The 14,820-nt window shown below is 61.0% G+C and carries 11 protein-coding genes; 3 read left to right on the top strand and 8 right to left on the bottom strand.

Annotated features, from left to right (window positions below):
* Nucleotides 1-41: 41 nt before the first annotated feature.
* From tldD to mreB, 8 genes are all read right to left on the bottom strand, one after another.
* The gene (tldD, locus tag F8N85_RS23200) at nt 42-1,484 is read right to left on the bottom strand and encodes a metalloprotease TldD (protein ID WP_150805845.1); all 1,443 of its coding nucleotides are present in this window, start codon (nt 1,482-1,484) and stop codon (nt 42-44) included.
* A gap of 18 nt (nt 1,485-1,502) precedes the next feature.
* Nucleotides 1,503-2,351: a carbon-nitrogen hydrolase family protein gene (locus tag F8N85_RS23195; protein ID WP_150805844.1), complete on the bottom strand. Its 849-nt coding sequence runs from the start codon at nt 2,349-2,351 to the stop codon at nt 1,503-1,505.
* Nucleotides 2,352-2,409: 58 nt separating this feature from the next.
* On the bottom strand, nt 2,410-6,213 hold the full coding sequence (locus F8N85_RS23190; protein ID WP_150805843.1) for a YhdP family protein: 3,804 nt from the start codon (nt 6,211-6,213) through the stop codon (nt 2,410-2,412).
* A 76-nt stretch (nt 6,214-6,289) separates the two neighbouring features.
* A complete protein-coding gene (gene rng / locus F8N85_RS23185) occupies nt 6,290-7,747 on the bottom strand; it encodes a ribonuclease G (RefSeq protein ID WP_150805842.1) in 1,458 nt (485 codons plus the stop codon).
* A gap of 57 nt (nt 7,748-7,804) precedes the next feature.
* Nucleotides 7,805-8,410 (bottom strand): Maf family protein, encoded by a 606-nt coding sequence (locus F8N85_RS23180; RefSeq protein WP_150805841.1) that lies wholly within the window; start codon nt 8,408-8,410, stop codon nt 7,805-7,807.
* Nucleotides 8,411-8,452: 42 nt separating this feature from the next.
* The gene (gene mreD / locus F8N85_RS23175) at nt 8,453-8,941 is read right to left on the bottom strand and encodes a rod shape-determining protein MreD (RefSeq protein ID WP_150805840.1); all 489 of its coding nucleotides are present in this window, start codon (nt 8,939-8,941) and stop codon (nt 8,453-8,455) included.
* A complete protein-coding gene (mreC, locus tag F8N85_RS23170; protein WP_150805839.1) occupies nt 8,941-10,086 on the bottom strand; it encodes a rod shape-determining protein MreC in 1,146 nt (381 codons plus the stop codon). Before mreC ends, mreD begins: the two co-directional genes overlap by 1 nt.
* Nucleotides 10,087-10,228: 142 nt before the next feature.
* Nucleotides 10,229-11,266, bottom strand: a complete 1,038-nt coding sequence (gene mreB / locus F8N85_RS23165; protein WP_002555108.1) for a rod shape-determining protein MreB — start codon at nt 11,264-11,266, stop codon at nt 10,229-10,231.
* Nucleotides 11,267-11,480: 214 nt separating this feature from the next.
* Between mreB and gatC the strand changes: the two genes are divergently transcribed.
* The 3 genes from gatC to gatB are packed head-to-tail and all read left to right on the top strand — an operon-like array spanning nt 11,481 to nt 14,692.
* A complete protein-coding gene (gene gatC, locus F8N85_RS23160) occupies nt 11,481-11,768 on the top strand; it encodes an Asp-tRNA(Asn)/Glu-tRNA(Gln) amidotransferase subunit GatC (RefSeq protein WP_007915356.1) in 288 nt (95 codons plus the stop codon).
* Between the two features lie 16 nt (nt 11,769-11,784).
* Nucleotides 11,785-13,236 (top strand): Asp-tRNA(Asn)/Glu-tRNA(Gln) amidotransferase subunit GatA, encoded by a 1,452-nt coding sequence (gene gatA, locus F8N85_RS23155; RefSeq protein WP_150805838.1) that lies wholly within the window; start codon nt 11,785-11,787, stop codon nt 13,234-13,236.
* A gap of 10 nt (nt 13,237-13,246) precedes the next feature.
* A complete protein-coding gene (gatB, locus tag F8N85_RS23150; RefSeq protein WP_150805837.1) occupies nt 13,247-14,692 on the top strand; it encodes an Asp-tRNA(Asn)/Glu-tRNA(Gln) amidotransferase subunit GatB in 1,446 nt (481 codons plus the stop codon).
* Nucleotides 14,693-14,820 lie beyond the last annotated feature (128 nt).

Raw genomic sequence — 14,820 nt, 5'->3', positions numbered from 1 at the left:
GGGTTGCGCCGCGTTGCGGTTCGCCCACCCAAGGCTCCACTTCACCCGCCCGTGCCACCCACGGTGATCGCGTCAATCTTCAAGGTTGGCTGGCCGACACCTACCGGCACCGACTGTCCATCCTTGCCGCATGTCCCTACCCCGCTGTCCAGCGCCAGGTCATTACCGACCATCGACACCCTGCTCATGGCTTCCGGGCCGTTACCAATCAAGGTCGCACCTTTGACCGGAGCGGTAATCTTGCCGTCCTCGATCAGATAGGCCTCGCTGGTAGAGAACACGAATTTGCCGCTGGTGATGTCCACCTGGCCGCCACCGAGGTTGGCGCAATAGATGCCCTTCTTCACCGAGGCGATGATTTCCGCCGGATCGCTTTCGCCTGCGAGCATGTAGGTGTTGGTCATGCGTGGCATCGGCAAGTGCGCGTAAGACTCGCGACGACCGTTGCCCGTGCGGGCGTGGCCCATCAGGCGGGCATTGAGCTTGTCCTGCATATAACCTTTGAGCACGCCGTTTTCGATCAGCGTGGTGCACTCGGTCGGGGTGCCTTCGTCGTCAATGCTCAAGGAGCCACGGCGACCCGCCAGGGTGCCGTCGTCGACGATGGTGCAGAGTTTGGAAGCAACCATTTCGCCCATGCGGCCGCTGTAAGCCGAGCTGCCTTTACGGTTGAAGTCGCCTTCCAGACCGTGCCCGACCGCTTCGTGCAGCAGCACGCCAGACCAGCCAGAACCGAGAACCACCGGCAAGGTACCGGCCGGTGCCGGAATCGCTTCGAGGTTGACCAGCGCCTGGCGCAGCGCTTCACGGGCATAGCCCATGGCACGGTCGTCGCCAAGGAAGTAGCGGTAGTCGGTACGCCCGCCGCCACCATGGCCACCGCGTTCGCGGCGACCGTTCTGCTCGACGATCACGCTGACATTGAAGCGCACCAACGGACGCACATCCGCGGCCAGGCCGCCGTCGGTGGACGCCACGAGGATCCGTTCCCAGACCCCGGCCATGCTCACGGTCACTTGCTGGATACGCGGATCGAGGGCACGGGTCGCCACGTCAATGCGTTTGAGCAAGTCGACTTTTTCGGCGCGAGTCATCACCTCGAGCGGATTGTCGGGCCCGTACAACTGCGCAACATCCTGGGTGGTGAAGGCCTGCACCGTGCCGTTCTGCCCGGCACGGGAGATCGAACGCGCCGCGCGAGCCGCCGCGCCGAGGGCTTCAAGGGTGATGGCATTGCTGTAGGCAAAACCGGTCTTCTCGCCCGATTGCGCACGCACGCCGACCCCTTGGTCGAGATTGAAACTGCCTTCCTTGACGATGCCATCTTCCAGCGCCCAGGACTCGGAAATCTGTCCCTGAAAATACAGGTCGGCGGCATCGATGCCCGGCCCGGCCAGGTCACCAAGCACTGCTTGCAGGCTTTCGATGGTCACGCCGCCGGGTGCTAAAAGGTGTTCACTGACTGAGGTCAACAACTCGCTCATATGCTTTACGCCTTAAATTCATCGTTCTGAGGCAGGTCGCTGCGCGCCCTGCGAGAAAAAGCGCCGGTGGCTGGCCACCGGCATCCGCGTCCGAATGGACGCCTGTTCGCTGCTATCGCGTTCAGCCAGCAGCACGGCCTCGCCTTGATCCTGTTCGGCCAGCACGCGCCCCCAAGGGTCGATAATCGCCGCATGACCAAAGGTTTCTCGCGGTCCTGGGTGAGTTCCACCTTGAGCCGCCGCCAGCACATAACACTGAGTCTCGATCGCCCGCGCGCGAATCAGCACTTCCCAATGAGCCGCACCGGTTACCGCGGTAAATGCCGCGGGCGCGGTGATCAATTCGGCACCGGCGGCGCGCAGTTCAGTGTACAGCTCGGGAAAACGCAGGTCGTAACACACCGTCAGGCCAACCCGGCCGACAGGCGTGTCAGCCACCACCACCGCGCCTCCATAAGCATAGTCATCGGATTCACGATAACGACCGCGATGATCGGCTACGTCCACATCGAACAAATGCAGTTTGTCGTAGCGCGCCACTGTCTCGCCCTGTTCGTCGATCAGCAACGAGCAGGCGTTGGCCTTGGCCGTCGGCTGATCCACCGGCGGCAGCGGCAAGGTGCCGGCCACTATCCATAACTTGAGGTCGCGAGCGGCCTGTTTCAACCAGGGCAGGATCGGCCCTTCGCCCAGGGCTTCGGCACGGCCAAGGTCGGCAACATCCCGACGACCCATGGCCGCGAAGTTTTCCGGCAACACCGCGAGCCGGGCACCGCCGGCCGCTGCCTGCTCGAGCAAGCGCCGGGCTTGGGCCAGATTGGCCAGCACGTCGCTCTGGCTGACCATTTGAATCACCGCAAGAGACATGGAGCACTCCTTGAAAGGGATGCAGCCATGCTACTCCATAGGCAGATATCGTGGTTTTTCAAAAAGGCTTGTCGTAGGTGATTTTCGGCTCTTTCCACGGGCCTTTGACGGTGTATTTCACACTGGCAAAACGCGCTACGCGATCACCGATCAGCTTGTCGATCAGGAACAACGCACCGCCAATCGCCGGGGCACCGACGATCAAGGCGGCGATCGGCAGGTTGTTGGTCACGGGCAAGGTCACCAGCAACTTGGCATCGACCCGGTCGGCGACCATGTCCAGCGTGCCATCGAGCTCCAGATTGCTCGACGGCCCGGTCAGGGTGATCGGCTCACGGGTGACGTACACCCCATTGGTGGCCACCAGCAGTCCCTTGACCCGGTCGTAGCTCAACCCTTTGCCGAACAGGTCAGAGAAGTCCAGACGCAGGCGCCGTCCGATCGAGTTGAAGTTCAGCAGACCGAACACTCGCAACGCCTGCGCGCCGCCCTCGACTTCAACGAACTGACCGTTGCGCAGTGTCGGATCGAGACTGCCGGAAAAGCGCTTGAGCCCGGCCCATGCCGGTGACCCCGGCCAACGACCGTCGACATCCATATGGAAGTCGCGGCTGGTTACGGTTGGAGCATAGCCCCAGCCTTTGAGCACATCAGCGAGGTTTTTGCCGCCCAAGCGGCCCTTGTACCAACTGCTGCTGGCCCCTGGCTGGCCTTCCCAGCCACCGGAGCCCTGCAACACCATGCCCTTGAGGCCCAGGTCCAGATTGTTCAGTGCAATGCCTTTGGCGGTTGGACGCACTTTAAGCGACCAGCCGCCGATCAGATCCTTGCCCTGGAACAGCTGAGTGATGATGATATCCAGCGCGGGGATTTTAGTCGGATCGACCGAGGCCAAAGGGTCCGGCGCATTTTCGTCGGCCTGAACCGTCGGATCTACTGCCGGCAACCGTACATATTGCATGTTGATCACCACTGGCGCGGCCTTGGCATCGGGGATACCGACACTGCCTTTGGCCTGCTGGCTATCGATCTGCAGGGCCCAGGTCGCCGGCTTGCGATTCAATTGCAGTGCCACCTGATCGAAGGTGCTGCCAAAACCGCGGAGCTTGCCCACGTTGATGTCGGCACTGCTCAACAGTTGTTTGGCGTTGTCACCCGGATCTTGTCCGGCATAACGATCAACCAGGGCCTTCCAGGGTTCTATATCCAGCTCGGAGAGCACGCCGCGGACCCGCAAGCCTTTAGCGCCCGGCAAACTCGCGTCGCCGTCACCCAGGAACAGCTCGCCGCGACCGTCGGAGATATTGCCAGGCGGTGCCGCGAAGGTGACGTTGGCCAGGTCGCCGTAGTCGATCCAGTAGCGTCGCTCAGGCCCTTGCAGGGTCATCCGGAACACCGTGTCGCGGCTTTCTCCGGCCGCCAGACCGAAAGGCGCGGGCAAATCCACCGCGACCCCATTGAGGCTGGAATTGACCATCAACTGGCTGTCGGCGCCATCAAGGGTCAGCTGCAACTGGTAAGGCAGATCGCCGGAAACCGGCAACGGCTGAGTGACTTTCAGCCAGTCGGTGAGTTTCTTCACCGCCACCTGGCCCTTGGCGACCACGCGAGTTTTGAGGCTCCCTGGGCTGCCGTCGGCAAAGATCTGCGCGGTAATCGGCCGTTCGAAGGCTTGCGCAGTGATGCCTTGGCCGCTCAGGCCCTTGCTGCTGTCAAAGCGAAAATCACCCTTGAGCTGGCTGAGTTCAAGTTCCGGCTCGCTCAGCTTCAGCCGCGCCCTGGCGGTCTTGAAGTCCACCAGGATCTTCGGCAACTGGCCTTTGGCCAACGGAATATCCAGTTTCAACTTGCCCTGCAAATCCCCTTCGCCCTGCCAGCCGGCAAAGGTCGAAGCGGTGCCGATCGGTGCTTCCTGGAGAATCTTCAAACCGTCGCCCAGGCCACCGGCAAACTCGCCATCGAGAAACAGACGGCTGACTTGCCCGGTGGGCACATGGGGAATGTTGACGCGGATGTCGCGAACCTGGGTACCGAGCAACTGACCTTTGCTGGCCAGGATTCGTACCCCGCTGTCTTCGACAAAGACATCGCCGCTGACCTTGCTGACATGCGGCCAACCTGGCTGGAAGGCCAGTTCGGCGTCATGCACCTTGAAGAACAGGCTGATGCTGCGCGCCGTTTCGGCGGCCCCATGGTTCAGCGAGCCCTGGTACTGGAAGAAGCCCTGGTCCACCGCGCCCTTGAGAATGGCCGTGCGCAGCCACTCATCCAGGGCCGGGCCGAGCATTGTGGGCAAGTACTTGGCGGTGTAACGGCCGTCGCCGTCGACCAGCCCGACCCGCAGGTCCATGTAGTCTTCCCGGGCCTGATCGAAATACAGGCGGATCAGGAAGTCGCCGGCAATCTTGCCCTCTTCACCGAGCACTTTCAGATACGGGGCGATCAGCGTGAAGCTGTCTTTGTCGAGCTTCCAGGCCAGCCGCGCATTGGCCTGGAGGTACTGCCATGGCTTGGCGAAGATCGGGTCCAGGTGCAGGGAAAAGTCCTTGCTGTCCATGCGCAATTCGCCCTGGCCGAGGTCGCCACTGATGCTACCGGTGACGTTTCGAGCCGCCGGGGCACCGTGAGTGGCGTTGAACCCGACCCGTTCAAGATTGGCGGCAAAACTCAGACGCTGGTCGCCAGTGGCAAAGGGCCGGTAATCGAGCAGCACATTGCGCAGGGAGCCTGTGACCTTGAGGTTGTCGATCACCTCGGCGACCTTGTCCGGCACCGGGACCAAGGCATCCAGCACAGGTGTGAGCGGGGTCAGATCGAGGCGATCCGCCTGCAGGTGCCAGCGCTCCTCGACTTTCTCGGTGGCGACCAGTTGCTGGAGTTGCACATGGGACTCCCAGCGCGTTTCGCCGAGGTTCATGGCCAGCGAATCGACCAGTACATTAAGGCCTTCAGCGCTACGCTGGAGCCAGGCGTTGAGCGCCAGGTTCTGGATCCTGGCCGGCTTGCGCTCGGCATAGGCACCTTCGACTTGTGGAGCATTCAGGCGCAGGGCCGCGCTTTGCACGGTGCCCTGCCCCCAGCGAAGCCAGACCTCGCCACCGGCCTTGAGCTCGGAAAACTTCCATTGCCGGGTCAGGCTCGCCGGCAACCAGCGCGCCCAATCACTTTGCGGCAGGCTCAGGTAGACATCAGCTTCGCCATCGCGCCACTCGCTGGCGCGCAGGCGAGTGCGCAGGTTCAGGGCCAGGGGTTGCCCGTCAGGCAGGGTCAGGCGAGCATCGAGACGCTGGCGAGTGGGACCGGTCTTGAGATTCAGGCCAACATAGGTCAGGGTCAGCGGGGCTTGATTGAAGGGCTGCAAGGTGACCTGGCTGTCGAGCACCGACAGCTGCGCAAGGATTTGCAGGCGGTTGAGCAGTTGCTCGGGGTCGAACGGTTTATCCTCTGGCAGCGACAACCCTTCAAGCGCCCACCGGCCATCCTGGTTTTCCTTGAGGCTCAGTTGCAGACCGTTGAGTTCCAGATGGGCGATGCGGATTTCGCGCGCCATCAGGCTGGCCCAGACATCCGGCACCACCCGCACCTGATCCAGGCGCAATGCGTTGGCACCTTCGCCCACCATCACGTCGTGGGCCAGCAGAATAGGCGCCATGCCGCTCCAGGTGCCTTCAAGACTGCCGATGTGCAGCGGCATGGCCAACACTTCGCGCGCCTTGGTCTCGACTTCGGCGCGATACTCGGCGACCAGCGGCGTCAATTCACGGCCCAGACTGACGTACAGCGCGGTCAACACCAGCAACAACGCGCAAAGCCCCAGGGACCAACGGGTCAGGGCAGCGAAAAAACGTATCAGACGCTCCATGTCAGGTGGCCCCCAAGGCAATAGTCATGCAAAACGCTGAAGTCAGTCGCTTTCAATAAAAGTAAAGCATGCCGATTCAGAGCAGCACCACGTCGTATTGTTCCTGGGAATACATGGTCTCGACCTGAAAGCGGATGGTGCGCCCGATAAACCCCTCCAGCTCGGCGACATTGCCCGACTCTTCGTCGAGCAGCCGATCAACCACTTTCTGGTTAGCCAACACTCTATAGCCAACCGCCTGGTAGGCCCGCGCTTCACGCAGGATTTCGCGGAAAATCTCGTAGCAAACCGTTTCCGGAGTCTTCAACTTACCGCGGCCCTGGCAGCTGCTGCACGGTTCGCACAACACCTGCTCGAGACTTTCGCGGGTACGCTTGCGGGTCATCTGCACCAGGCCCAATTCGGTGATACCGATGATGTTGGTCTTGGCGTGATCGCGCTCCAGTTGCTTTTCCAGGGTGCGCAAGACCTGACGCTGGTGCTCTTCATCTTCCATGTCGATGAAGTCGATGATGATGATTCCGCCCAGGTTACGCAGGCGCAGCTGGCGAGCGATCGCCGTCGCGGCTTCGAGGTTGGTCTTGAAGATCGTCTCTTCGAGGTTGCGATGGCCAACGAACGCCCCGGTGTTGACGTCGATGGTGCTCATGGCCTCCGCCGGATCGACCACCAGATAACCGCCCGATTTAAGCGGCACTTTGCGCTCAAGGGCTTTCTGGATCTCGTCCTCTACTCCGTACAGATCGAAAATCGGCCGTTCGCCGGGATAGTGCTCAAGGCGATCGGCGATTTCCGGCATCAGCTCGGCGACGAACTGTGTGGTTTTCTGGAAGGTTTCCCGGGAATCGATGCGGATTTTCTCGATCTTCGGACTGACCAGATCACGCAAGGTGCGCAAGGCAAGGCCCAGGTCTTCATAAATCACGCTGGGTGCGCTGATGGTCTTGATCTGCTCCGCGATCTGGTCCCACAACCTGCGCAGGTAGCGGATGTCCATCAGGATCTCATCGGCCCCGGCGCCTTCGGCAGCCGTACGCAGAATGAAGCCACCGGCTTCCTTGATGCCTTCCTTCGCCACGCAGTCGCTGACCACCTGCTTCAGTCGCTCGCGCTCGGCTTCATCTTCAATCTTCAGGGAAATGCCGACGTGGGCGGTGCGCGGCATGTACACCAGATACCGCGATGGAATCGACAACTGGGTCGTCAGGCGCGCGCCCTTGGAACCGATCGGATCCTTGGTGACTTGCACCACCAGGCTCTGCCCTTCATGGACCAGGGAGCTGATACTTTCCACCGCAGGGCCTTCACGCATGGAGATTTCCGAGGCGTGAATAAAGGCCGCGCGATCCAGGCCGATATCGACGAAAGCTGCCTGCATGCCCGGCAACACCCGGACCACCTTGCCCTTGTAGATATTGCCGACGATGCCGCGTTTCTGGGTGCGCTCGACATGCACTTCTTGCAGAACACCGTTTTCAACCACCGCCACGCGCGATTCCATCGGCGTGATGTTGATCAGGATCTCTTCACTCATGGCAGGGTCTCGCTCAGGCGTATTCACGATAATGGCCGCGTCAGTCAGGTACGGCGCTTAGCGCACGGTAAGGTTTTGCCAACAGGGTATGCCGAAATGGCCTAACAGTTCTGCGGTTTCGCACACTGGCAGGCCAACGACTGCTGAGTAACTACCATTGAGCCCGGCGACAAACACCGCGCCCAACCCTTGAATCCCGTAACCACCGGCCTTGTCCTGCGGCTCGCCGCTGGCCCAGTAGGCCGCGGCTTCTTCGCGGCTGATCGGGCGAAACCGCACCAGGCTGCGGACCACCCGCGACTCGCAACGTTGCCCGTCGAGCACGGCGATCGCGGTCAAGACTTCATGTTCACGGTCAGACAGCGCCATGAGCATGCTCAGGGCATCGGCCTCATCGACCGGCTTGCCGAGAATCTGCCCGTCGAGTACCACGGCGGTATCGGCTCCCAGCACACAAACCGCTAACGCGGGCTCGCTGAGCGCCAGCACTGCGCGCCCGGCCTCGGCCTTGCCGCGCGCCAGACGCTCGACATAGGCGGCAGGGGATTCGTCATTCAGAGGGGTTTCATCGATGTCCGCGCCGATGGCGGAAAAAGGCACGCCGATCTGCGTCAACAGTTCGCGTCGGCGTGGTGAGCCAGAGGCCAGATAGAGCAGGTTCATCAAGACATCTCCCTGTCGAGGTGCGGGCAAATGCCTGACCGATCAATTGATTTTGTAGCGGCGACTCAATCCACGCAAACCGAAGCTGATCCACGGCCAGAGCAACGCACTGACCAGTGCTGGCAATACCAGTGCCAGGGTCGGTTGGCGGTTGCCGGTCAAGGCACTGAGCCACAGCTGTACCAACTGGGCCAGACCGAAGATCACCAGAATGACCAGACATTGCTGCCACATCGGAAACATGCGCAAGCGCTGCTGCAACGACAATACCAGGAAGGTGATCAAGGTCAGGATCAAGGCATTCTGCCCCAACAATGTGCCGTACAGCACATCTTCCGCCAGGCCCAGACACCAGGCGGTGACCATGCCGATCTTCTGTGGCAACGCCAACACCCAGAAGGCCAGCAACAAAGCCAGCCACAGCGGGCGCAGGATTTCCATGAACTGCGGCAGTGGCGAGACGCTGAGCAGCAGACCGATCGCGAAGGTCAACCAGACTATCCAACCGTTACTGGACCGGGTGCCGGCCATTATTGTCTCTCCCGAGCAGGTGTCGCCGGTGCCGTAGCGGGCGGTTTGGTCGCGGCAGGTTTGGCGGCAGCCGGTTGCGCAGCGGGTGGTTTGGCCGCAGGTGGTTTGGCAGCGCCAGGTTTGGCCGCGACAGCAGGAGCAACCGGCTTGGCCGGGGTCGCTGGCGTGGTGGTCGGCGCAGCGGCGGCAGCGGCTGGCGCTGGCGCCGGGACAAAGGGCACGACAGTCTTGGGCAGGGTCGCCGGAATGCTCGGGGCTGCGCCGCCTTGCCGGTCCTGCGCTTCCTGAGCCTGGGCGGCGGCATTGGCGCGCTCTTCGACAGTGCGGGTATCGCTGAACACCAGCAACAGATAACGGCTGCGGTTCAGCGCGGCGGTTGGAACGGCGCGCACGATAGCGAACGGCTGGCCAGAGTCATGAATCACTTCCTTGACCGTTGCGACCGGGTAGCCCGCTGGAAAACGCTGGCCGAGCCCGGAGCTGACCAGCAAGTCGCCTTCTTTGATATCCGCGGTGTCCGCCACGTGGCGAAGTTCCAGACGCTCGGGATTACCGGTGCCGCTGGCAATCGCCCGCAGACCGTTACGGTTCACCTGAACAGGGATGCTGTGGGTGGTGTCGGTCAACAGCAACACCCGTGAGGTGTAGGGCATCAACTCGACCACCTGCCCCATCAAGCCACGGGCATCGAGTACCGGCTGGCCGAGAACCACGCCATCGCGCTCACCTTTGTTGATGATAATGCGATGAGTAAAGGGATTGGGGTCCATGCCGATCAACTCGGCCACTTCGACCTTTTCGTTGACCAATGCAGAAGAGTTGAGCAACTCGCGCAGCCGGACGTTCTGCTCGGTCAAGGCGGCGAGTTTTTGCATGCGGCCTTGCAGCAGCAGGTTTTCGGTCTGGAGTTTTTCGTTTTCGGCGACAAGCTCCGTGCGGCTGCCGAATTGACTGGCGACACCCTGCCATAGCCGCTGCGGCAGGTCGGTGATCCAGTAAGACTGCATCAACACCAGCGACATCTGGCTACGCACTGGCTTGAGCAGTGTGAAGCGGGCATCGAACACCATCAGCGCGACCGATAGCACGACCAGCACCAACACGCGCACGCCCAGTGAGGGGCCCTTGGTGAAAAGCGGTTTAATAAGCCGCTCCTCCCAGGCAAATGTTCTCGTTATTCATACGGCATCAAACCGGCCTGGAACAGATTGACAGAAGATAAACGCCAACAGGCAGCACTGCAAAGTGCTGCCTGAGGGCGGAACAGCATAGATGCATCCCGCGAAATTATTCGCTGGAGAGCAGGTCCATGGTGTGCTTATCCATCATTTCCAACGCACGGCCACCGCCGCGAGCAACGCAGGTCAGCGGGTCTTCGGCGACAATCACCGGCAGACCGGTTTCCTGGGCCAGCAATTTGTCCAGGTCGCGCAGCAAGGCGCCACCGCCGGTCAGTACCAGACCACGCTCGGCGATATCCGAAGCCAGTTCCGGAGGCGATTGCTCCAGAGCGCTCTTCACGGCCTGAACGATGGTTGCCAGGGACTCTTGCAGAGCTTCCAGCACTTCATTGGAGTTCAGGGTAAAGGCACGTGGAACGCCTTCAGCCAGGTTACGGCCGCGAACGTCGACTTCACGGACTTCGCCGCCCGGGTAGGCAGTGCCGATTTCCTGCTTGATGCGCTCTGCGGTGGACTCACCGATCAGGCTGCCGTAGTTACGACGCACATAAGTGATGATCGCTTCGTCGAAGCGGTCCCCGCCAACCCGTACGGATTCGGCGTAAACCACACCATTGAGAGAGATCAAGGCGATTTCAGTGGTACCGCCACCGATATCGACGACCATCGAACCGCGCGCTTCTTCAACCGGCAGGCCGGCACCGATGGCAGCAGCCATTGGCTCTTCGATCAGGAATACTTCACGGGCACCGGCACCGAGGGCCGATTCACGGATGGCACGACGCTCAACCTGGGTGGATTTGCAGGGAACGCAGATCAATACACGAGGGCTAGGCTGCAAAAAGCTGTTTTCGTGAACCTTGTTGATAAAGTACTGAAGCATTTTTTCACAAACGCTGAAGTCGGCGATCACGCCGTCCTTCATCGGACGAATGGCAGCAATGTTACCTGGTGTACGGCCGAGCATGCGCTTGGCCTCGGTGCCGACGGCAACGACACTTTTCTGGTTACCGTGCGTGCGAATGGCCACAACCGAGGGCTCATTCAGGACGATACCGCGCTCGCGCACGTAAATAAGGGTGTTGGCAGTGCCCAGGTCAATGGAAAGATCGCTGGAAAACATGCCACGCAGTTTCTTGAACATGGGGAAAGGACCCTAGGCAACGCGTGGGTAAAAAAGTGCGGCAAACTCTAACAACGACAGGGATTTTGGGCAAGGCGCCAATATGTTAAATTGACCGCTTTTCTGTGCACCAACCCCCACAATCGCGGCCTTATGACCGTAGAAATGCGGTAGTGTTCCGACAATCTAACACACGGATAGCATCCGTTCTGTTTTCCTTCCACTGGAGAATCCCATGGCGCTTGAACGCTCCGACGTGGAAAAAATCGCTCATCTGGCCTGTCTTGGCCTCAATGATGCCGATCTTCCACACATCACTTCGGCCCTGAACAGCATTCTCGGACTGGTCGATGAAATGCAGGCTGTGAATACCGACGGTATCGAGCCTCTGGCCCACCCACTGGAAGCCAGCCAACGCTTGCGCGCAGACGTGGTGACCGAAAGCAATCATCGCGAGGCCTATCAGTCCATCGCACCAGCGGTCGAAAACGGCCTGTATCTGGTTCCGAAAGTCATCGACTAAAGGGAAAGAGCCTGCAATGCATCAATTGACTCTGGCCGAGATCGCCCGCGGTCTCGCCGATAAAAAGTTTTCATCCGAAGAGCTGACCAAGGTTCTGCTGGCGCGTATCGCCCAGCTCGACCCACAGCTCAACAGTTTCATCAGCCTCACCGAAGACCTCGCGCTCCAGCAGGCCAAGGCCGCTGACGTACGCCGCGCGAACGGTGAGAGCGGTGCCCTGCTTGGCGCACCGATCGCCCACAAGGACTTGTTCTGCACCCTGGGCATTCGCACCAGCTGCGGCTCGAAGATGCTCGACAACTTCAAGGCGCCGTATGACGCCACAGTCGTCGCCAAGCTCGCCGCTGCCGGGGCCGTGACCCTGGGCAAGACCAACATGGACGAATTCGCCATGGGTTCGGCCAACGAGTCGAGCTACTACGGCGCCGTGAAAAATCCGTGGAACCTGGAACACGTACCCGGTGGATCGTCCGGCGGTTCAGCGGCCGCGGTGGCTGCTCGCCTGTTGCCGGCTGCCACCGGCACCGACACCGGCGGCTCGATTCGCCAACCCGCGGCACTGACCAACCTCACCGGCCTGAAACCAACCTACGGTCGCGTTTCGCGCTGGGGCATGATCGCTTATGCCTCGAGCCTCGATCAGGGTGGCCCGTTGGCGCGCACTGCCGAAGACTGCGCGATCATGTTGCAAGGCATGGCCGGCTTCGACCCGCAGGATTCCACCAGCATCGATGAACCCGTGCCGGACTACAGCGCCAGCCTCAACGGCTCGCTCAAAGGCCTGCGCATCGGCGTACCCAAGGAATACTTCAGCGAAGGTCTCGACCCGCGCATCGCCGAGTTGATCCATAACAGCGTCAAGGAGCTGGAAAAGCTCGGCGCGGTGATCAAGGAAATCAGCCTGCCAAACATGCAGCACGCGATTCCTGCGTACTACGTGATCGCGCCGGCGGAGGCCTCCTCCAACCTGTCGCGTTTCGACGGCGTGCGCTTCGGCTATCGCTGCGAAAACCCGAAAGACCTGACCGACCTTTATAAGCGTTCGCGCGGTGAAGGTTTCGGCACCGAAGTGCAGCGCCGGATCATGGTCGGTGCCTACGCGTTGTCGGCTGGCTACTACGACGCCTATTACCTGAAGGCGCAAAAAATCCGTCGCCTGATCAAGAACGACTTCATGGCAGCCTTTACTGAGGTCGACATCATCCTCGGCCCAACCACGCCGAACCCGGCCTGGAAGATCGGCACCAAGAACGACGACCCGGTCGCTGCGTATCTGGAAGATGTCTACACCATCACCGCCAACCTCGCCGGTCTGCCGGGCTTGTCCATGCCCGCCGGTTTTGTCGACGGCTTGCCGGTCGGTGTGCAATTGCTCGCCCCGTATTTCCAGGAAGGCCGCCTGCTCAATGTGGCGCACCAGTACCAGCTCAACACTGACTGGCACACTCGCACCCCTACCGGCTTCTGAGGAGAACACTATGCAATGGGAAGTCGTGATCGGGCTGGAGATTCATACCCAGCTCGCCACCCAATCGAAGATTTTCTCCGGTAGCGCCACCACGTTCGGCAACGAGCCCAACACCCAGGCCAGCCTGGTAGACCTGGGCATGCCCGGCGTCCTGCCGGTGCTGAACCAGGAAGCGGTGCGCATGGCGGTCAAGTTCGGCCTGGCCATCGATGCAGAAATCGGCCAGCACAACGTATTCGCCCGCAAAAACTACTTCTACCCGGATCTGCCCAAGGGCTACCAGATCAGCCAGATGGAATTGCCGATCGTTGGCAAGGGCCACCTGGACATCGCCCTGGAAGACGGCACCGTCAAACGCGTCGGCATCACCCGCGCGCACCTGGAAGAAGATGCCGGCAAGAGCCTGCATGAAGAATTCAGCGGTGCTACCGGCATCGACCTGAACCGCGCCGGCACGCCGTTGCTGGAGATTGTCTCCGAGCCGGACATGCGCAGCGCCAAGGAAGCCGTGGCTTACGTCAAGGCGATCCACGCGCTGGTGCGTTACCTGGGCATCTGCGACGGCAACATGGCTGAAGGTTCGCTGCGCTGCGACTGCAACGTCTCGATCCGCCCCAAAGGCCAGGTCGAGTACGGCACGCGCTGCGAGATCAAGAACGTCAACTCGTTCCGCTTCATCGAGAAGGCGATCAATACCGAAGTGCGACGCCAGATCGAGCTGATCGAAGACGGCGGCCGGGTCATTCAGCAGACCCGCCTGTACGATCCGAACAAAGACGAAACCCGAGCCATGCGCAGCAAAGAGGAAGCCAACGACTACCGTTACTTCCCCGATCCGGACCTGTTGCCGGTGGTCATCGAGGACTCGTTCCTCGCCGGCATCCGCGCCACCCTGCCGGAACTGCCACCGCAGAAACGCGAGCGCTTCCAGGAGCAGTTCGGTCTGTCGGTCTACGACGCCAACGTGTTGGCTTCAAGCCGTGAGCAAGCGGATTACTTCGAGAAAGTCGTGAGCACCAGCGGCGACGCCAAACTGGCGGCCAACTGGGTCATGGTCGAGCTGGGCAGCCTGTTGAACAAACAGGGCCTGGAAATCGACCAGGCACCGGTCTCGGCCGAGCAGTTGGGCGGCATGCTGTTGCGCATCAAGGACAACACCATCTCCGGCAAGATCGCCAAGATGGTCTTCGAAGGCATGGCCAATGGCGAAGGCAGCGCCGACGAGATCATCGAGAAGCGCGGCCTGAAGCAAGTGACCGATAGCGGCGAAATCTCCAGAGTGCTCGACGAAATGCTCGCGGCCAACGCCGAACAGGTCGAACAATACCGCGCGGCTGATGAAGCCAAGCGCGGCAAGATGTTCGGCTTCTTCGTCGGTCAGGCGATGAAAGCCTCGAAAGGCAAAGCCAACCCGCAACAGGTCAACGAACTGCTGAAAAGCAAGCTCGAAGGCTGACAGGTATGGAGCCAGAACTAAAGTCTGGCTCGACCCCTGTGGGAGCGGGCTTGTAGTGGTCACAGAGCTTTTGTGGCGAGGGGGCTTGCCCCCGTTGGGTCGCGAAGCGACCCCAATAGTTGGACTCG

The sequence above is a fragment of the Pseudomonas fluorescens genome (assembly GCF_902497875.1).
Classification (GTDB): Bacteria; Pseudomonadota; Gammaproteobacteria; order Pseudomonadales; family Pseudomonadaceae; genus Aquipseudomonas; species Aquipseudomonas fluorescens_BR.
This window is presented reverse-complemented; position numbering and strand designations above follow the sequence as displayed.

Bases quoted from the DNA above. Each gene is read 5' to 3' on its own strand.
- tldD (WP_150805845.1), bottom strand. From the start codon at position 1,484: ATGAGCGAGTTGTTGACCTCAGTCAGTGAACACCTTTTAGCACCCGGC.
- F8N85_RS23195 (WP_150805844.1), bottom strand. From the start codon at position 2,351: ATGTCTCTTGCGGTGATTCAAATGGTCAGCCAGAGCGACGTGCTGGCC.
- F8N85_RS23190 (WP_150805843.1), bottom strand. From the start codon at position 6,213: ATGGAGCGTCTGATACGTTTTTTCGCTGCCCTGACCCGTTGGTCCCTG.
- rng (WP_150805842.1), bottom strand. From the start codon at position 7,747: ATGAGTGAAGAGATCCTGATCAACATCACGCCGATGGAATCGCGCGTG.
- F8N85_RS23180 (WP_150805841.1), bottom strand. From the start codon at position 8,410: ATGAACCTGCTCTATCTGGCCTCTGGCTCACCACGCCGACGCGAACTG.
- mreD (WP_150805840.1), bottom strand. From the start codon at position 8,941: ATGGCCGGCACCCGGTCCAGTAACGGTTGGATAGTCTGGTTGACCTTC.
- mreB (WP_002555108.1), bottom strand. From the start codon at position 11,266: ATGTTCAAGAAACTGCGTGGCATGTTTTCCAGCGATCTTTCCATTGAC.
- gatC (WP_007915356.1), top strand. From the start codon at position 11,481: ATGGCGCTTGAACGCTCCGACGTGGAAAAAATCGCTCATCTGGCCTGT.
- gatA (WP_150805838.1), top strand. From the start codon at position 11,785: ATGCATCAATTGACTCTGGCCGAGATCGCCCGCGGTCTCGCCGATAAA.
- gatB (WP_150805837.1), top strand. From the start codon at position 13,247: ATGCAATGGGAAGTCGTGATCGGGCTGGAGATTCATACCCAGCTCGCC.